A 20367-nucleotide genomic window follows, 5' to 3' on the forward strand; every position below is an offset into this window, starting at 1 on the left:
TAAAACCAATAAATGGGGAATTGCTTGCGTTCTAAACATTGGAATGATAAAATAAATCGAAGATTGCACAGGAATATATAGAAGAATTCTTATTTTTATGGACAGTATTGTACCAAAGAAATTTTGATACAAGCTGAAAGTGAAAAGACATGTGCAGGAATAGGAGTTATCCGAATGAATATATTCGAACAATTAAAAGAAGAGTTAGGAATTAAACTGGAACAGGTCGAAGCAACTGTAAAGCTCATCGATGAAGGAAATACGATACCTTTTATTGCTAGATATCGAAAAGAGGTTACTGGCTCTTTAAATGATGAGGTACTAAGAAATCTATCAGAGCGCTTAACCTATCTGCGAAACTTGGAAGAGAAGAAAGCTTCCGTACTTGCAAGTATCGAAGAACAGGGGAAATTAACAGAAGAGTTAAAGGCACAAATTGAAGCTGCAGCAACCTTAGTAGTGGTAGAAGACTTATATCGCCCATATCGTCCAAAACGTAGAACAAGAGCGACAATTGCAAAAGATAAGGGATTAGAGCCACTGGCAGAAATCATCCTAGCGCAGGAGGTTTCCAGTGATATTTTAGAGATAGCAGAAGACTATGTATCAGAAGAGAAGGAAGTAAGTTCCGCGAAGGATGCTATAGCAGGTGCACTTGATATTATCGCAGAAAGTATCTCTGATGAAGCGGATTATCGAATTCATATTCGTAAGATTACTTTTGAAGAAGGTAGTATAACTTCCGCCGCAAAGGATGCAGAAGCAGAATCTGTTTACGAGCTTTATTATGAGTATAGTGAAAAAATCTCTAAGGTGGCGGGTCACCGAGTTTTAGCTTTAAATCGCGGTGAAAATGAGAAATTTCTAGCAGTTAAGATAACAGCACCAACAGAAACAATAATGAACTATCTTAAGAGTAAAGTGATTAAGAGAGATAATCCATATACCAATGATTATCTTTTAGCGGTAATAGCAGATAGTTATGACCGTTTAATTGCACCTGCAATCGAGCGTGAGATCAGAAATGATTTAACTGAAAAAGCAGAGGATGGTGCAATTAAAGTATTTGGGCAGAATTTAACTCAAGTTTTAATGCAGCCTCCAATTGCTGGACAAGTTGTTCTTGGATGGGATCCAGCGTTTCGTACCGGTTGTAAGCTTGCTGTAGTAGATGCGACAGGAAAGGTATTAGATACTGTAGTAATCTATCCGACAGCACCACAAAATAAGGTGGAGGAAGCAAAAACGGTTTTAAAGAAATTAATTAAGAAATATCAGATTACCTTAATTTCTGTTGGAAATGGTACTGCTTCCAGAGAATCGGAGCAAATTATTGTAGATCTATTAAAAGAAATTCCAGAACCAATCTCTTACGTTATTGTCAATGAGGCTGGAGCATCGGTATATTCGGCAAGTAAGTTAGCAACGGAGGAATTTCCTAATTTTGATGTAGGACAAAGAAGTGCAGCTTCTATTGCAAGAAGAATTCAGGACCCATTAGCTGAATTAGTAAAGATTGAACCGAAATCGATCGGCGTTGGTCAATATCAGCACGATATGAACCAAAAGAAACTAAGCGAAGCATTAGGCGGAGTTGTAGAAGATTGTGTAAATAAAGTTGGAGTAGATTTAAATACTGCATCTGCTTCCTTACTTGAATATATTTCTGGAATTTCGAAACCAATCGCAAAGAATATTGTCTCGTTCCGTGAAGAAAATGGAAAGTTTAAGAATCGAAAACAATTATTAAAGGTTGCAAAACTTGGACCAAAGGCTTTTGAACAATGTGCAGGATTTTTACGAATTAATGATGGAGATAATCCACTGGACGGAACTAGCGTGCATCCTGAATCCTATGAAGCAGCTGAAAAACTTCTAAAGATGCTTGGGTTTGATGTGAAAGATTTAAAAGAACTACAAGCAAAAGCAAAAGAGGCGGATACAAAAAAAGAGCAGTCAATTAGCCAGAACATGAAAGATAAAAAGAAGATGGCACAGGAGCTTTCGATTGGTGAGATTACTTTAAATGATATCATTAAGGAATTAGAAAAACCAAGCAGAGACCCAAGAGAAGAGATGCCAAAACCAATCTTAAGAACCGATGTTCTTGATATGAAAGACTTAACCGAAGGTATGATTTTAAAGGGAACCGTACGTAATGTCATCGATTTCGGAGCATTTGTTGATATCGGAGTACATCAAGATGGTTTGGTTCATATCTCACAGATGTCAAAGCAGAAATTTGTAAAACACCCACTTGATATCGTTAGTGTTGGAGATATTGTGGAAGTAAAAGTTTTAAGTGTGGATGTCTCGAAAAAAAGAATACAGCTCTCTATGATTTTATAAAAACAAAATATAAAGAATACCAGATGACATGAATGTAAATTAGTAATTCATGCATCTGGTATTTTTTTATTGCCAGCATGGGCATAGTTTGCCGATTCAATGGGTATTGCGGCATCAATACTCATTTTCAAACCGCAAATTTCGATTTAGTAGATGTTTTGATTATTGGATGAAATTAACAAATAATACAATTATTTATGTATGATTTACAGCGAAATAGAAAATGAAATAATATGATTATTGAGTTTTATCAATACGGGTGATAACATTTGCATATAAAACAACAATTTAATCGTTGTTGATATGTGTAAAATGCACAATTCAATAAACAATCAGTTCAACAAGTATCCAAAGGGGGAAAGGCTAGAAGATGGAATCAACCAAACAAGATGCATTAGCAATTGTAAATACGAGAAGACAGCTATTTCGACGTAGTAAGAAAAAGAAAGAGATAGAATATGAGGAGAAGATTCCTTTTTTAAAATATTTCAAACGACATTATATTTTATACCTTATGGTATTTCCGGGGATTATTTACTTTATAGTATTTCGCTATATACCAATGATTTTTAATATCATTGCCTTTCAAAACTATAGTCCATATAAAGGAATAGCGGGAAGTGACTGGGTTGGATGGATGCATTTTAAGAACTTCTTTGCAGGGAAAGACTTTGCAATGTTACTAACGAATACTCTGGCAATTTCCTTTATGAATTTGATTATCTTTTTCCCGATGCCGATTATCTTAGCACTACTGTTAAATGAGATTAAGCATAATGGTTACAAGAAAGTCGTCCAGACCTGTGTATACATACCACATTTTATATCGCTTGTCGTAGTATATAGTCTTACTTACTTAATCTTAAATGAATCGAATGGCATTATCAATCAGCTAATACAGGCGATGACCGGTCATACAGTTGATTTCTTATCAAGTAAAGCATGGTTTAGGCCAATATTACTTCTTCAGACGGTATGGAAAGAAACTGGTTATGGTACGATTATTTTCCTAGCGGCTTTAGCTGGGGTGGACGTTCAGTTATACGAAGCAGCAGAAGTGGATGGTGCAGGACGATGGAAGAAGATGTGGCACATTACTTTGCCAGCGATAAAATCAACTATAATTACCATGTTAATCCTTCGGGTTGGATCTATTCTAAATACTGGATATGAGCAAATCTTCCTCTTACAGAACTCACTAAATCGTTCTGTTTCAGAAGTATTTGATACCTATGTATACAAACAAGGAATTACACAAGGATCCTTCTCTTATGCAACAGCAGTCGGTTTATTCAAAGGTATTGTTGGTACCATTATGGTACTGACAGTAAATAAGATAGCCAAGAAAAGCGGCGAAGATGGTTTGTACTAATTTGTAGGAGTGAAGGTAGTACATTCACTTGGCAAGTTTGTGTCTGCGCTGCAATCACAAACTTTTGGAGACGCATTGTCTTATAGGAAAGACAAAATGCAGCGCGGAAATGAGGGAAAACATGAAAATAGTTATGCATAAAAGTAGAGGCATCAAGGGCAGACTTAGTACCCGTGTGATAACAGGTGTCATATATACGTTCTGCGGTTTATGTGCATTGATTACACTGTTACCATTTTTATATATTGTAGCAGGTTCGTTTGCTACAGAAAAAGAATTAATCGAAAGAGCATTTTTTTTAATCCCGAGTCAATTTTCTTTCAATGCATATCAATACATAATAAAAACAGGAGCAATTATACTAGGTATCAAAAATTCATTATTATTAACTGCAATCGGTACCATTACTAATATGATTTTAATGACATTATTCGCATATCCGCTTTCAAGAAGAGGTTTTAGGGGTAAGAATCTAATATTAAACATGGTGATTTTAACAATGTTATTACCGGTTGGTATGATCCCAATGTTTATGCTGATTCGTGGGCTTGGTTGGTATGATAGTTATCTTGCTTTGACCATTCCGGGAGCGATTAATGCATTTAACATGATTATTATTAAGAAATTCTTTCAGGGCTTATCATTAGAACTTGAAGATGCGGCAAGGATTGATGGCGCATCAGACTGGAAGATATTTAGAAAAGTTGCCTTACCGTTATCAAAGCCTGTACTGGCTTCCATAACTTTGTTTACAGCTGTTGGATACTGGAACAATTACTTCGGCCCGATGATTTATTTAAACAGTCAGAAGAAATATACAGCACAGTTATTCCTGCGCCAAATAGTTATGACTTCTCAAGGTATTTCAAAAGATGGTAGTCTTATTGACTGGGGGGAATTTGGTGCCCCACCGACGGTTGCAATCCGTATGGCTGCAACTGTAATTACAACAGTACCGATCCTTATGGTATATCCTTTTGTACAAAAGCATTTTGCAAAAGGAGTTATGGTTGGTTCTGTAAAAGGATGACAACTATCGCCGCAAGGTGTTGTTGTAGGATGTTGCTGTGGAAGGGTGAAGACCGCAGTATGTCTTTAAAAAAGATATATATTATGAATGGAGGGTTTATTGTGAGAAGGAAAAAGTTATTATCCATGTTACTTGCTACAGCATTGGTTATTACCAGCTTTGCAGGATGTAGTGCGAAGGAAGAAAAGACAAATGTGCAGGGTAATGTTGCTACTCAGCCACCAAAGGTAAATGAGAATGCCGGAGTAACTAATACACCGAAAGAAAGACAGAAGGTTAGTATTATGTCATTTGACTATTCAGGTCAGGCTATGATGGGGCCAAATGCAGAACAAGTAATTAAAGTGTTAGAAGATTATACGCAAACCGATGTTGAATTCCAATTTGTACCTAGTGATGCATATGAGGATAAATTAAGTTTAACTTTGGCTTCTGGTTCTGATATGCCAATGATTATCGCATGTGGCTCATTTAATGCAAACATTGTAAATAATGCAAGAGCAGGAGCCTTCTGGAATCTAAACGACTTTATCTTTGATGAGGCGAAATATCCGAATCTTTCAAAAGCAAATAAAAATATCTGTAATATGGTGTCTGTAGACGGTGGTTTATACGGAATATACCGCGCAAGAACGCTTGGACGTAACGGTTTTGGATATCGTAAGGATTGGGCAGATAAATTAGGTTTAAAAGAGCCTGAGACAATTGATGATGTATATAATATGTTATATCAGTTTACCCATGGTGATCCAGATGGCAATGGAAAGAAGGATACCTATGGATTAAACCTTTGTAAATATACAGGACCACTTGATATTATGCAGACTTGGTTTGGTGTCGGTAATGGTTGGGTAGAGCAAAATGGTTCCTTAGTTCCGGTACATCGGACCCCTGAGTATGAAGAGGCACTGGACTGGTTTAAGAAACTATACGATGATGGCTTAATTGCAAAGGATTGGGCAGTACGTGAGACAGGAACCTGGATGGATGATAATAAGAATGGTCTATCAGGAATGTATATCGACACGATTGATAATGCCAGGAAAGTTTGGGATTACTATGTAAACAACAATATTCCTAGTGTATTAAATGATGGTACTATTGCATCATTCCCAATGGGTGGAGGGATTGCTAAAACAGCAGGTGGACAAAAACATACTCTTGCTACAGCTGGCTTTAATGGTTTCTTTGTACTAACGAAAGGTGGATGTAAAACAGAAGCTGACGTAGAAGCTGCCTTACATTTCTTAGATAAAATGAATGATGATGAAATGCAAATTCTTTCTTCTTACGGCCTTAAGGATATTCACTATTCCTTAGATGAAAATAATGTTTTCACTGATATTAAGGGAGATAATAAGGACACATTACTTCTTGATTATGAGGCATTAAATCAGACAGTAGCTTACATACCAACGAATATGATTACTGGAATTAAGATACCGACTACAGAAAGACAGGACATTCAAGCGGAATTATATATCGAAAATGAAAAGAATGTTGTATTCAATCCTGCTGCTGCTTTAATTATTAATTCTGAAACATACACGTTAAACGGTGCAAATCTTGATCAAATTCTCAATGATGCAAGAACACAGTACATCGTTGGTGAGATTGATAAAGACGGACTAAAGGCAGCTTGGAATCTTTGGGCATCCACCGGTGGCAATGATGTAATTGAAGAAGTGAATGATGCTTATGCAAAGACAAAATAAATCCATAGTTTAAGAAATAACTTCCTATGGGTGCTGCACAACTTTTATAATTCTCTGGATACAGAAATTAGGGTAAGTTGTGCAGCATCTCTATTTCGTGACAAGGAAAAGTTCGCGAAGCGTGCTTTTTCTTGTTATGTGTGTTCACACACACTTAAGCCTTGCTAAAGGGGAAAAATTTGACGATGTATAGTAAGGTTCTTTGACTAGATATGCGGCAATAATAACGGAAGATGGGGGAAGCTATGGAAAAAAAGCATAGAAATATTAACTTTAAAAAACAAATTTTCATAATTATTATGACAGGTGCACTTTTGCCAGTAATTTTATTGGCATTCTATTTTTATTTTACTTATATTCATGAGGTTAGTGACAAAATCGACTTATCCAATGCAAAGGCGTTAGAGCAGGTCATGAACAAAGTAGAAAATGTAACAGAAACGATGCAATTAAACTACATATCTTCTCTTTGGAAGGGGGATTATGTAGTGAAAGAGGATTCCATCGATTGGTTTATGAAAAATAGTGTTTCTTACAGCGATTATTCTAATTTAAAGAAAGTACAGGATGAACTTTTAGGTGCGACTTACTTAAGGATCTATATCAATAGCTTTTATTTTATTAATTTCTCAACCGACTGGGTTTTAACAAGCAATGGTATGTATCCTTTAAGTGAAGTGGCAAATCAAGAGCAATTGTATGATATTTTCTATACTGGGATGAGCGACTGCAAGTGGACATATCTAAGTATAGAAAATGAAGGAATAGGTAATCGTGTTATTAAATCCGACTATATCACGCTCGCGATTAAGGCTCCACTAAACCTAAAAAGCCCAAATTGCTTGTTGCTAGTTAATTTAAGTAGCGTTGGGTTTGAGAGACTTCTTAGAAATAGCTTAAGCAGTGGAAAATTGACTGTTTTTGATGCACAGGGCAAACTTTTATTCACGGAACATAAGGAAGTTTCAGAATTCCTTGATGAGTACATAAAAGAACATGATACAACATTAGAATCCTTGGTAGAAAGGCGCGAAGAACTTAGTAAGAAGAGTGGTTTTAATTTGAATTTGTCCTATTCTGGGGCCAATGGATGGCTTTATGTATCCAGTTATGATCCTGCCATTGTGACTCATGAAGCTAGTTCTATTATAGTAACTGCCGGACTTTTAATACTATTTATGATGACGCTTATTTTTCTTTTCTCTGTATTAGGTTCTCGAACAATTTATCGTCCAGTATCTCAGTTGGTGACAAATTTAAGAAATATAGAAGTGATAGAAGAGGTAGCTGGAAAAAATGAGAATGAGTTTAATTTTATCGGTAAGCGAATTAACCGACTAGTCGATTCAAAAAATAATATGGAAGAATTAATACTAGTTCAACAAAAACAGCTAAAGGAATTGTTCGTCCTTCGTCTATTAAAAGGAGAAGTAAGAAAAGAGGATATTGAATCTAAATTAAAAAATTTTGGTTTTGAAAAAATGAAATATGTTTCAATTATTGCAATTAGTGTTTCATCTAAAGTAATAGAGGAAGAATGGGACTATACAAAACAAGATATGATAAAAATCAGTATTGTGGAAAATATGCCGGATTTAATTAGTGACCAGCTTTTATTTCCTGCTGTTACAAACTCCAATGTAATTCTTTGCACTATTACGAGAGAGTTAAAAGAAGAGCTTGAAGAGGCAGCGGTGGAATTGATTCGCCACCTTACCAGTTATGTTGTTATAGAAAGTGGATATCATGTAAACTTCGGTATCAGCCAACCGTTTGACAGCCTTATGAAATTCAGACAGGCTTACAATGAAAGTTTAGAAGCGGTCAAAAATAATGAAACCTTAAATAAAGAAAATACCATATGTGAGCAAAACTTCATTTTTTATTCTGATATAGCAAACAGCAACTCGAATAACTATACCTATGAACTTATTTTAGAGAAAGAGATGAAGGCAGCAGTGGATGAATGTGATAAAGTGAAAGCATTTTTCTTAGCAGATACTTTTATTAACCATATGGCAGAAAGTGGAGCTGTTCTAAATGAGCTGCATTTCTATCTGCATCGATTTATGGTGGCAGTAATATTAGTAGCTACAGATGCTGGACTTTCGGTAAATGATATTTTTGGGCATGGATCAGTGAATGTGTTTTTACAATTTAATCAGCTTTCGGATTTAGATAAAATCCGAAGTTTTTATAAACATAATATTATTTCGCCGGTGATTAAACAATTAAGCACCTTCCGTCGAAGTAATTCTGATCTTGTATTAGATAAGATAGTTAGGCTGGTGCGAGAAACCTCTAGCGATATCACATTAACAGAATGTGCAGATCAATTAGGGTATCATCCAAGTTATATTTGGAAGATTATGAAGAGTAAAATCAACATGACATTTACCGATTATGTAACAATACAGCGAATTGAAATTGCTAAGAAAATGTTGATAGAAACGGATAAATCGGTAGCAGAAATTGCAGAACAATTAAAATACACCAATGCGCAGAATTTTATACGTTTTTTTAGTAAACATGTTGGGACGACACCTGGAAAATTTAGAATGATGGACAGAGAATCATAATATTCACAATATTTCTTGGTGTGAGTTCTTAGGTGGGCTTAGAAACGGAGGTATAAATAGTGACCAGATTAAGAATAAAGGAATTCGATAAGGACCACGTTACCATACAATGGGATGCCAACCCTAATGCAGATTCGTATCGTATCTATTGGGCAGACAAAGATACGTTGGTGATGAAGTACAAAATATTATCAGAAACAAAGGAAACCGAATACACACTAAAAAGATCAACTCATGTGTCTCATTATCTTAAAGTGGCTTCTGTTTCGGGAGGGCAGGAGATTTCCATTAGCTCTGTGTTAAAGACATCGATTGGAAAAACATTTCACGAACAACTTGAAAAGCTTTCAAGAGGACTTATGGTGGTGAAAAGACAAAAGGGAATCTTTCTTGCATGGAGGCTGATGAAGGATGAAGTTAGTGGGTATAGCAGCACTGGTTTAACTGGTACGGATTTTATTGTGTATAAAAACGGAGAATTGTTAACAACAGTAACCGATAGCACAAACTTTGTGGATGAAGAGGGAACTTCTGAGGATCAGTATTCAATTGGAGTTTTAAAAGATGGCGCTTTAGTTGAACGGACGAAGGAAATGTGTGCTTTTCGAAGCGGTGCTAACTATATTGATTTACCATTAAAAAGACCAAGTGATGGAGTAACACCGGCGGGGGAAGTCTACACCTATCATGCAAATGATATGAGTGTCGGTGATGTGGATGGAGACGGTGAATATGAGTATTTTGTCAAATGGGACCCTAGCAATTCTAAGGATGTATCGCAAAAAGGATATACCGGAAATTGTTTTATTGACTGTTATAAGCTAGAGGGAAGACTTTTATGGCGGCTTGATATGGGAGTTAATATAAGATCAGGGGCTCCTTATACTCAGTTTATGGTCTATGATTTTAATGGAGACGGTAAGGCAGAGATGGCAGTAAAGACAGCACCAGGTACGAAGGTGATTTATTACGATGAAGAGGGTAAGGTGGAAAAAGAAGCCTACATAACGATGCCGGACAACGATATAGACGGTGGGTACACCAACCAGGATGATTATCGCTTCAGTGCAGAAGATTATTATGAACATTTAGTAACGGTGTTTATGAATTGGCATAATCACTCGATGGTTATAGATAAAACCTGGCCACAAACACTGGAAGAGTGTTTTGGCATAGAAAAGAGATATCGGTATCCCTTAAGGAGAGAGGATGCAATAAAGCTAGTGGATTATTTTCTTGATGTTTATGCGCCGTCAAGGAGTGAGAGAAATGAACTACGACATTTTGAAGGATTTATTATCGACGGACCGGAGTACCTTACCATGTTTTCGGGTTCTGGGGAAGAATTAGAAACAATACCATTTCCTTATACCAGAGAAGATGATGGTTTGCTATGGGGGGATTATTCGATGAGAAGAATAGAGCCAGCAAACCGTGTCGACCGTTTTTTATCAGGGGTAGCTTATCTTGATGGAGAACACCCGTATCTCATTGTCTGCCGTGGTTATTATACAAGAGCAACGGTAGTGGCATATGATTTTTTTGAAAATCATTTTCGAGAGTATTTTAATATTGACAGCGGGCATGTGAGAATGAACAATCCATTTATGGATAATGCTCATGGAGGTGCCGGTAGTGACCCTGTATATGGCAGATTAGCAGGACAGGGAAATCATAGTTTATCGACAGCGGATGTAGACGGAGATGGGTATCAGGAGATTATATACGGTGCTGCGGTGATTGATCATGATGGAAGTCTTCTTTATAGCAGTTATGATTACCTGCCGGATGGAACTTATGCAAAATTGGGCCACGGAGATGCTATGCATGTGGCAGATATTAATCCGGACAGACCGGGGCTTGAGATATTCCAGGTATTTGAAGGAGCAAAACATGCGCCTTATGGTTATGCTTTACGTGATGCAGAAACAGGGGAAGTTATCTTCGGTGAGTATGCAGAAACGGATTTAGGAAGGTGTATGGTCGGAGATGTAAGTCCTAAGGTAAGAGGTTTGCAAACCTGGGTAACTAAGATGCAATCTGTTAAGGGGGAGGTACTTCCTGCTAAACTGCTTGGAACAAACTTCAGTATTCGTTGGTTGCCGGATATGAGCACGCAGATCATAGATGGAGTAGATTTGTTTGGAAGCCATGCAGGTGTTATCAACGACAATACACATGGAATTATCTTTGCACCGGAAGGTGTAGCCACGAATAATGGAACGAAGGGGAATCCTTGTCTTGTAGCAGATATCTTTGGGGACTGGAGGGAAGAACTTCTTCTTAGAAAATCAGATAGCAGCGCAATCCGGATCTTTTTCAATACGGATTTAACCAATCATAAATTATATACATTAATGCATGATATACAGTATCGTACTGGAATTGCATGGCAGAATAATTGTTATAACCAACCTTGTTATCCAAAGTTTTATTTTGCATCGGATACGGATTGGGAGTATGTTTTATAGCTTTCTAGGAATATGAAACGAAAAATCTTTCTAGGAATACAAAACAAAGATCTTTCAAGGAATACGAAACAAAAGATCCTTCTAGAATACAAACCAAAAGATCTTTCTAGAATTACGAAACGAAAGATATCTATAGAATTACGAAACGAAAGATATTGATTGACATTTAATAGACAAAGAGATAAAATATTTATGCAAATAGAATAAGGAAGTTCTTCGGGGCAGGGGGTAGTTCCCGACCGGCGGTATAGTCCGCGACCGAGTTAATCTCGCTGATTTGGTGACAGTAAGAAAGATTACTGAATTCCAAAACCGACAGTATAGTCTGGATGAAAGAAGAAGTTTGTGATGATATAGAAGGATTTAGGAAATTTTTATATCTTTCTTTGGAAGCACAACAACACTGAAACTAGTGTGATACGTGAGTTTAAGCCGCCCTGATAGTATACTATCAGGGCTTTTTTGATCTCCAAGGTATGCGCACTCACCCTGTAGGTACGGCAAGGCGATATGTATTTGCAAGACGTTGTACCTACAAAGTGAAGTATTCAGTGGCTTACTCCTAGAACCTTCCTTTTATAAAAAGGAGACGAAATGATGGAAGTAGCAAAAACCAATGTTGGATTTTTGCTACTAAGTGTGACGATTGTTGCAATTATTGTTGGAGCTGCTTATGCAGCTGAGCGTGTCATTGGGAAAAAAATCGGATTAGAAAAAAGAAGAGGTAAACAAAATGTACGCAGGATGGTAACTATAGCGGTACTTTCCACGATAGCAGTTGTTTTGATGTTCTTTGAGTTTCCATTATGGTTCGCCCCTGGATTCTATAAACTTGACTTTAGCGAACTTCCGGTGATTATTGGTGCATTTACATTTGGTCCGGTAGCTGGGATAACAATAGAACTTATTAAAGTAGTCTTGAACCTACTATCCAATGGAACGACAACAGCATTTGTTGGGGAGTTTGCAAACTTCTTAATGGGTTGCGTCTTTATTATTCCAGCATCGTTCTTCTATTTTCTAAGAAAGAGTAAGAAAAATGCAGTGATTGGATTGCTTGTTGGTACAGTAACAGCCACATTAGCTGGATGTTTCTTAAATGCTTTTGTTTTATTACCTAAATATTCAGAAGCTTTTCACGTACCAATTGAATCATTTATTGCTCAAGGAACAGAAAAAATATCTGCGATCAAGGGCATGTTTACTTTTGTAGTGTTAGCAGTAGCACCGTTTAATTTATTAAAATATGCATTAACATCGTTAATTACCATTTTAATTTATAAAAATATAAGTAAAATCCTAAAAGGAGATTACAAAGATTAGATAATTTTAAGTCTTAGAACAAATAACTTACGTTTGCATAGACTTGAAATTTCGATGTAATCTGCTATAATTGCATTATAAAATGCAAGGAAGAGGGTGTCTTTAATCAGTTGCTTCTCCTTAAATGGCTGAACAATACGTTTAAAGGCACCCTTTTTTCGGTATACTTATGAGACGAGGAGGTAGTGTGAAAAATCAAGGTTTTTCACACACACGAATTGCAACAGAATGGAGGGTAGTATGGAAAAAGAGATTATGTTTCAATATCAAACGAAGGTTAACGATATGTATCGTTTCTTGATGCATCATGCATATGTTGGTGTATCTGGTATTATAAATTTAATTATTAGTGTAGGTGCATTGGTTCTTCTTTTTACTGGTGCTGGTGGCGGACAAGCTTTTAGTAACTTAATGCTAATATTGATAGCGTCACTATTTACTATTATTAATCCAATTTTGCTTTATTACAAAGCTGCGAAACAAGTCAAACTAACACCGATGTTTCAAAAACCAATTGATTATTTTATCAATGAGGAAGGGATATTAGTAAGTCAGGGCGAAGAAAAGATACTAATAAATTGGACTGATATCTGGAAAGCAGTAGAAACAAAGCATGCTTTCTATTTCTATTTGTCAACGCGTGGGGCTTATATCTTACCTAAGGCAGCTCTTCCTGGGCATGCAGAGGAAATGAAAAAACTAGTAATAGAACATGCACCTGAGGCAAGAAAGAAGTTTAAGAAATAGAGGGTAGAAAAGGTATGAAATACGAAAGTTTTACGGAAGGGGATACCTACCGCCTTGGAAAACGAATGGGGGAAAATGCACAAAAAGGACAAGTATATTGCCTAAGCGGTGACCTGGGAGTTGGAAAGACGGTATTTACCAAAGGGTTTGCTACTGGACTTGGAATAACAGAGCCTATCAGTAGTCCTACCTTTACCATTGTGCAAGAATACGAACAAGGAGAACTTCCCCTCTATCATTTTGATGTGTATCGTATCGAGGATATTGAGGAAATGGAGGAAATCGGTTATGAGGATTACTTCTATGGAAATGGTGTTTGCCTCATAGAATGGGCAGTTCGTATTAAGGAACTTTTACCGAAAGATTATATCCAGATAACGATAGAAAAAGATTTGGATAAAGGATTTGACTATCGTATCATTTTGGTTGAAGAAAACCAATTATAAAAATGACGAGTAAAACTCGTAAATAGTTTTTATTTCTGCAGTACTACATCTGCGTACAGATGTAGTATACAATGTGAGGATAGTGTGAAAAAGCAAAGTTTTTCACACGTAAATTTGTACCTGCAGCCTAAAGTTTACTATGGAAGGGCATGATTATTAGAATGAAAATATTAGTACTAGATAGTTCGGGCTTAGTTGCTTCTGTCGCAATTATGACAGAAGATGCGTTATTGGCCGAATATACTGTGAACTATAAAAAAACACATTCACAGACATTGTTACCAATGCTTGATGAGTGCGTGAAGATGTTAGGACTAGAGATGTCAGAAATCGATGCGATCGCAGTAGCGAAAGGACCAGGTTCTTTTACAGGTCTTCGTATTGGCTCTGCGACAGCAAAGGGATTAGGACTAGCATTAAACAAACCGATTATTGCGGTACCAACCGTTGATGCAATAGCTTACAATTTATTTGCATCGGAAGCTATCATTTGTCCTTTGATGGATGCTAGGAGAAATCAAGTATATACCGGGCTATATTCCTTTGAAAAAAATGAATTTCATGTGATAAAAGAGCAAACAGCTTGTGATGTAGAAGAGATAATACATCTTGTCAATGATTATCAAAGACCTGTTATCTATTTAGGAGATGGAGTAGAAGCTTATCAAAAACAATTGATAGAGAGTACAAAGGTACCGTATTATTTTGCACCAGCACATCTATCAAAGCAACGAGCTGGTGCACTTGGAGCACTTGCGTTCCATTATATAAAGGAAGGAAAGCTGGAATCCGCGATGGAGCATATTCCAACCTATCTAAGAAAATCCCAGGCAGAAAGGGAAAGAGAAGAGGCTCTTTCGAAAGGAGAGCAAGTTGATAATTCGTAGAATGCTTCCAAGTGATACAAAAGCAATGGCTGTTATTGAAGAAGAAACTTTTTCTGATCCGTGGAGTGAAGAGAGTTTTTTAAAGGAAGCGACTGAAAAAGATCATATCTATTTGGTTGTGGAGGACACAGGAAATCTTATTGCTTATTGTGGGATGTGGAATATTGCAGGGGAAGGTTATATCACAAATGTTTGTGTCAAAAAAGAAAAACGCAGACAAGGTATAGGAAAACTAATGTTAGTATCCCTATTAGAACAGGCTAAGTTATGTAAGATAGAAGCGGTAACTTTAGAAGTTCGTGAGAGTAACCAATCTGCTATCCATTTATACGAGCAGCTGGGATTTCAAAGTGTAGGTAAGCGTAGAGATTTTTATGCACATCCGACAGAAAATGCCATAATTATGTGGCTGAATTTTTAAATTCTACTAAAATTTTGGGGTGTCTTTAGCAGGGATGAAGGAGTATTTACAGTGATTTCCACTGTGTTTTTCCTTGGTTTCATTGTATAATAAGGAAGTGGAGGAATGTGCTATGGCTCATTTGATAAAGGAACGAAAGAAGAATGATCTTTTATGTAATGTCTGTGGTAGAGCATTGCGCATGGAAAGAGGGATATTACTAGAAGATGCCTTTGTTGTGTCAAAGGAGTGGGGTTTTTTTTCAAGCAGGGATCTTGAAGTTCACAGGTTTACTATCTGTGAAAACTGCTATGATCAATTAATTGCACACTTTAAAATACCAATTGAAGTTACCGATAAATCAGAAGCCTTGTGATGTATGTCGCAAGGCTTTTGTCTTGAATTATTTCTTGCCTATGGGTATATAATATGCTAAGATGAAGTACAAGTAGGAGTATATTAGAATCTTAAACTTTTTAATTATTAAAAATTTATATCAATATTTATTGGGAAAAACTGTTATATGAAAGATAGTTTTCGATTATTGAAATAGGTTTAGCATGAGTAATTAAATTGATTTATATATAGGAAGACTTGTGTTTTAATTATAGGCAAGAAATTTGCGATTAAATAGATATTTAGTTTGGAGAATTTATTATGCTTGATGTATGTTTATTAGGAACAAGCGGGATGATGCCATTACCAGGACGTTGGCTTACAGCATTGATGGCTCGTTTGAATGGAAGCAGTTTATTAATAGATTGTGGGGAAGGAACACAAGTAGCTATTCGTGAAAAAGGTTGGAGTTTTCACTCTATTGATATTATTTGTTTTACACACTATCATGGAGATCATATCAGTGGTTTGCCAGGTCTATTATTATCAATGGGAAATGCGGATCGAACACAACCAGTTACTCTGATAGGTCCGAAAGGGCTTGAACGTGTTGTTAGCGCGCTTAGAGTAATCGCCCCCGAATTACCATTTGAACTAAACTTTATAGAAGTTACAAATCCAGAAGAAACGATTTGCATCAATGATTATGTGATACATGCATTTCGTGTTAATCATAATGTAATATGTTACGGATATACGGTAGAGGTTAAGAGAACAGGACGTTTTATTCCGGAAATGGCAATGAAGAACGAGGTACCAAAAGAGTTGTGGAGTCGCCTACAAAAGGGACAAACGATAGAGAAAGATGGTAGAATGTTTACACCAGATATGATATTAGGCCCACAGCGTAAGGGGATAAAACTTACTTATTGTACAGATAGTAGACCGGTTCCACAAATAGTAGAACAAGCTCAGGGGTCCGACTTGTTTATCTGTGAGGGTATGTATGGAGAAAAAGAAAAACAGAGTAATGCTCTAGAGAATAAACACATGACTTTTTATGAAGCAGCAGAACTTGCTAAGCAAGCAGGGGTAAAGGAATTATGGCTGACTCACTACAGTCCTTCTCTGACCAGGCCGGAAGAATATATGAAGGAAACAAAAGAAATATTCCCGAACGCGAAAGCAGGGAAAGATAGAAAGAGTGTTACTCTAGAATTTGATAAAAATGAATAACTAAAAAAAGCAATAGAGGGGCTAAAAGCCTTTATAAAAAGCTTTCTATTGCTTTAAGATTATTCTTAGGTATTTACGTAAATAAAAATATTATTCAAGCGGTAGAAGCGTCTACATAAAAATTGCTTATGCCACAGGGGTAGCATGTGGGGGAAGGATCTGATTTTATGAAGGGTTCTAAAAAGAGTTCAAAGAATAATACAGTTATGACAGTGATAATGATGATTGTAATAGGGTGTGTGATCGTTGGTACTTTTGCTTATATATATAATAGAGAGGATAAAGATAAGTTAGAGCCAGACATTGAATTAACAGAGGTTCAAAAGCTTCTGGTAATGGATTTAGAGAGTACATACCCAGCTACACCTAGAGAAGTAGTTAAGCTGTATAGTAGATTTTCAATGTGTATTCATAATGATGATCTTACAGATGAAGAGTTTGAAAAGCTTGGAGATAAAGTTCAAAACTTATATGCCAAAGAGTTAATAGAAGCGAATCCTTCGGATGAATATCTTATGAATTTAGCAGTTGAAGTCGCAGAATACCATAAGTCTGAACGAAAGATTAAAAGTTATACTATAGATTCTGGGAATAGTATTATTACTTGGAAAGAAGATGGAAAAGAGTTCGCAAGACTTCTTGCTACTTACTCTTTGAGAGAAGGCAAGGAATACAATTCAGTGCGCCAAGAGTTCCTGCTTCAAAAGGATGAAGCTGGGCTTTATAAGATTCTTGGCTGGAGATTGGCTGATAAAGCAGATGCAAAATAATTACTATGATTTAGTAATAGATTGATTATGAAAGAGCTGTCATTAAGGATAAATTAAGTCCTTTGTGGCAGCTTAGCTTATACGAGATATTGTTTTTAGTGACGGAGGTAGTGTGAAAATCAAGATTTTTCACTCACGAGACAAAATGGAGGATTTAAATGGAAGATTATCAAAAAGATATAGTGGAAAAAGAAGATGTATATATTTTGGCAATAGAGTCATCCTGTGACGAGACTGCTGCTTCTGTGGTAAAAAACGGTAGAGAAGTTTTATCCAATGTTATATCAACTCAAATAGATTTGCATACCTTGTATGGTGGTGTAGTTCCAGAGATAGCGTCAAGAAAGCATATGGAAAAAATAAATCAGGTAATTGAGGAAGCATTAACTGGGGCACAGATGGGATTAACAGATATGAATGCAGTAGCGGTTACGTATGGTCCTGGTCTGGTCGGAGCTTTATTGGTCGGTGTTGCAGAAGCAAAAGCAATTAGTTATGCTGCAAAACTACCTTTAATAGGAGTACACCATATAGAAGGACATGTTAGTGCTAACTATATAGAGAATAAAGAACTGGAACCTCCATTTTTATGTTTGATCGTATCTGGAGGACATACACATCTTGTGCTTGTTAAAGAGTATGGAACGTACGAGATTATCGGAAGAACTCATGATGATGCAGCTGGTGAGGCATATGATAAGGTGGCTAGAGCAATTGGACTTGGCTATCCAGGGGGGCCTAAGATTGATAAACTAGCAAAGGAAGGCAATAAGAATGCAATTGTGTTTCCAAGAGCTAGTATAGAAGGCCATCCATTTGATTTTAGCTTTAGTGGTGTCAAATCTGCTGTTTTAAATTATATCAATTCCAGCGCTATGAAAGGGGAAGAAATTAACCGTGCGGATGTAGCAGCTTCGTTTCAGGAGGCAGTGGTTGATGTTTTAGTCTCCCATACAATGGCAGCAGCTAAGGAGTATGGTATGAAAAAGATAGCAATAGCAGGAGGTGTTGCATCGAATAGTGCATTGCGATCTGCAATGGAGGAAGCCTGTAAAAAGAATCAGTTTGATTTTTATCATCCAACGCCTCTGTTTTGTACAGATAATGCAGCAATGATAGGTGCAGCAGCTTATTATGAATATCTGAAAGGAAATTTTAGTGGATTAGATTTAAATGCGGTACCTAACTTAAAGATAGGCCAACGCTAGGAGTGTGAAGAGAATTTCTAAGGCACCAAAAGACGTTGCCTAAGAAATTCTCTTCACACTGGGATACTAAGCAGATATGTTTTCAAGTGTAAACGAAAAGCAAATTTATACAAGGTGTTAAAGCACCGGATTAGGGGTTACGGATGGAAAAGGTAACAGCAATTGTGTTGGCTGCAGGACATGGGAAGCGAATGAAGAGTAGTGTATCCAAACAGTATATGTTATTAAGGGATAAACCAGTATTATATTATTCTCTCAAAGCCTTTGAAAATAGCCTTGTTACAGATATTATTGTAGTAGTTGGTAAAGATGATATTTCCTATGTAAAGGAAGAGATTATAAAGCCTTATGGATTTCATAAGGTAGCTCATGTCGTAGAGGGCGGTTCTGAAAGATATTTGTCTGTCTTAAATGGTTTAAATAGAATCAATGATACAGATTATGTATTGGTTCATGATGGCGCAAGACCACTTATAAAAACGAATACAATTAATACTGTAATCTCTGAGGTGAAAGAGAAGAAGGCTTGCATCGTTGGGGTTGCTTCAAAGGATACGGTCAAAATATCGACTCATGAGGGAGTTATAGATTGTACACCGGACCGTAAGCAAGTGTATATGATACAAACACCGCAAGCATTTGAATATTCTATCCTAAGAGAAGCTTATGATAATTTGGCTTCTTATCAGGGTGCTATGATAACAGATGATGCTATGATTGTTGAATGCCTTAATAAATATCCTATCTATCTGGTACAGGGAGAGTATACGAATATCAAAATAACAACGCCAGAGGACTTGATATTTGCGGATGCTATATTGAAGGAATACCAAGATGTTATCTAAGAATTTTACTGGATAAAATTACAAGATTATTTTATCGAAAACATAAGAAAAAGTGCTTGACATGTATATATGGTTATGTTAAACTAATTGAGCGTTGTCCGGAGAGTTGCCCGAGTGGTTTAAGGGGCTGGTCTTGAAAACCAGTGATTCCGAAAGGGACCGTGGGTTCGAATCCCACATTCTCCGCTAGAATACAGAATATGTATTCAGTAATTAAATAGTAAGGATCGCTTTTGCAAAAAAGCTGTCCAAGCATTGTGAAAAGCAACAATGCCAATTCGGAGAAATACCCAAGCGGCTGAAGGGGCTCCCCTGGAAAGGGAGTAGGTCGTTAATAGCGGCGCGAGGGTTCAAATCCCTCTTTCTCCGCTCTACTGATACAAGGAAAAACATTCCAAGAAAATCAAGTAGACAAATACAAAAAAGTATGTTACAATACAAAAACAAATTGTCTGAAAAGAATAAACAATTTGAAAAACTTCAAAAATAATGCTTGACAAGTTAGAAAAAGCATGATAAAATGTTGAAGCTGTCAGAAAAGACAGATAAAACACAGAAAAATATGAAGTTTGAAAAAATAAAAAAATACTTGACAAAAAAGTGATTGCATGATAGAATAATCAAGCTGATCATGAAAAAAAGTCAGTATCGTG

16 protein-coding genes, 2 tRNA genes and 1 riboswitch are annotated in these 20367 nt (G+C 36.6%); all 18 genes read left to right on the top strand.

What is annotated here, in order from left to right; genetic code table 11:
* Nucleotides 1–174 precede the first annotated feature (174 nt).
* Nucleotides 175–2349, top strand: coding sequence for a Tex family protein (locus RTP52_RS01505; RefSeq protein ID WP_312368768.1), 2175 nt, complete (start codon nucleotides 175–177; stop codon nucleotides 2347–2349).
* 370 nt (nucleotides 2350–2719) lie between these two features.
* Nucleotides 2720–3721, top strand: coding sequence for an ABC transporter permease (locus tag RTP52_RS01510; protein ID WP_312101893.1), 1002 nt, complete (start codon nucleotides 2720–2722; stop codon nucleotides 3719–3721).
* 121 nt (nucleotides 3722–3842) lie between these two features.
* Nucleotides 3843–4751, top strand: coding sequence for a carbohydrate ABC transporter permease (locus RTP52_RS01515; protein ID WP_312101891.1), 909 nt, complete (start codon nucleotides 3843–3845; stop codon nucleotides 4749–4751).
* Between the two features lie 101 nt (nucleotides 4752–4852).
* Nucleotides 4853–6466, top strand: a complete 1614-nt coding sequence (locus tag RTP52_RS01520; protein WP_312368771.1) for an extracellular solute-binding protein — start codon at nucleotides 4853–4855, stop codon at nucleotides 6464–6466.
* A 245-nt stretch (nucleotides 6467–6711) separates the two neighbouring features.
* The gene (locus tag RTP52_RS01525) at nucleotides 6712–9045 is read left to right on the top strand and encodes a helix-turn-helix domain-containing protein (RefSeq protein ID WP_312368773.1); all 2334 of its coding nucleotides are present in this window, start codon (nucleotides 6712–6714) and stop codon (nucleotides 9043–9045) included.
* A 59-nt stretch (nucleotides 9046–9104) separates the two neighbouring features.
* The gene (locus tag RTP52_RS01530) at nucleotides 9105–11516 is read left to right on the top strand and encodes a rhamnogalacturonan lyase (protein WP_312368775.1); all 2412 of its coding nucleotides are present in this window, start codon (nucleotides 9105–9107) and stop codon (nucleotides 11514–11516) included.
* Between the two features lie 208 nt (nucleotides 11517–11724).
* Nucleotides 11725–11861: riboswitch (FMN riboswitch) on the top strand.
* A 252-nt stretch (nucleotides 11862–12113) separates the two neighbouring features.
* Complete coding sequence (locus RTP52_RS01535) at nucleotides 12114–12839, top strand: ECF transporter S component (protein WP_312368777.1); 726 nt, start codon at nucleotides 12114–12116, stop codon at nucleotides 12837–12839.
* A gap of 240 nt (nucleotides 12840–13079) precedes the next feature.
* Nucleotides 13080–13586: a YcxB family protein gene (locus tag RTP52_RS01540; protein ID WP_312101878.1), complete on the top strand. Its 507-nt coding sequence runs from the start codon at nucleotides 13080–13082 to the stop codon at nucleotides 13584–13586.
* Between the two features lie 14 nt (nucleotides 13587–13600).
* Nucleotides 13601–14032: a tRNA (adenosine(37)-N6)-threonylcarbamoyltransferase complex ATPase subunit type 1 TsaE gene (tsaE, locus tag RTP52_RS01545; RefSeq protein WP_312101876.1), complete on the top strand. Its 432-nt coding sequence runs from the start codon at nucleotides 13601–13603 to the stop codon at nucleotides 14030–14032.
* A gap of 161 nt (nucleotides 14033–14193) precedes the next feature.
* Nucleotides 14194–14919 (top strand): tRNA (adenosine(37)-N6)-threonylcarbamoyltransferase complex dimerization subunit type 1 TsaB, encoded by a 726-nt coding sequence (gene tsaB, locus RTP52_RS01550; RefSeq protein ID WP_312368794.1) that lies wholly within the window; start codon nucleotides 14194–14196, stop codon nucleotides 14917–14919.
* Nucleotides 14906–15340 (top strand): ribosomal protein S18-alanine N-acetyltransferase, encoded by a 435-nt coding sequence (gene rimI / locus RTP52_RS01555; protein ID WP_312101873.1) that lies wholly within the window; start codon nucleotides 14906–14908, stop codon nucleotides 15338–15340. The genes tsaB and rimI overlap by 14 nt, the downstream gene beginning before the upstream one ends.
* Nucleotides 15341–15452: 112 nt before the next feature.
* Entirely contained in the window at nucleotides 15453–15695 is a 243-nt protein-coding gene (locus RTP52_RS01560) for a hypothetical protein (protein WP_312101870.1), read from the top strand.
* Nucleotides 15696–15976: 281 nt separating this feature from the next.
* On the top strand, nucleotides 15977–16891 hold the full coding sequence (locus RTP52_RS01565) for a ribonuclease Z (RefSeq protein WP_312101868.1): 915 nt from the start codon (nucleotides 15977–15979) through the stop codon (nucleotides 16889–16891).
* A 146-nt stretch (nucleotides 16892–17037) separates the two neighbouring features.
* Nucleotides 17038–17661 (top strand): DUF6715 family protein, encoded by a 624-nt coding sequence (locus RTP52_RS01570; protein ID WP_312101866.1) that lies wholly within the window; start codon nucleotides 17038–17040, stop codon nucleotides 17659–17661.
* A gap of 158 nt (nucleotides 17662–17819) precedes the next feature.
* Nucleotides 17820–18869, top strand: coding sequence for a tRNA (adenosine(37)-N6)-threonylcarbamoyltransferase complex transferase subunit TsaD (tsaD, locus tag RTP52_RS01575; RefSeq protein WP_312101864.1), 1050 nt, complete (start codon nucleotides 17820–17822; stop codon nucleotides 18867–18869).
* 143 nt (nucleotides 18870–19012) lie between these two features.
* Nucleotides 19013–19714, top strand: coding sequence for a 2-C-methyl-D-erythritol 4-phosphate cytidylyltransferase (gene ispD, locus RTP52_RS01580; protein WP_312101862.1), 702 nt, complete (start codon nucleotides 19013–19015; stop codon nucleotides 19712–19714).
* 100 nt (nucleotides 19715–19814) lie between these two features.
* Nucleotides 19815–19900: transfer RNA gene (locus tag RTP52_RS01585), tRNA-Ser, on the top strand.
* A gap of 94 nt (nucleotides 19901–19994) precedes the next feature.
* Nucleotides 19995–20083: transfer RNA gene (locus tag RTP52_RS01590), tRNA-Ser, on the top strand.
* Nucleotides 20084–20367 lie beyond the last annotated feature (284 nt).

The organism is Lachnoclostridium sp. (genome assembly GCF_031997925.1).
GTDB lineage: Bacteria > Bacillota > Clostridia > Lachnospirales > Lachnospiraceae > Lachnoclostridium.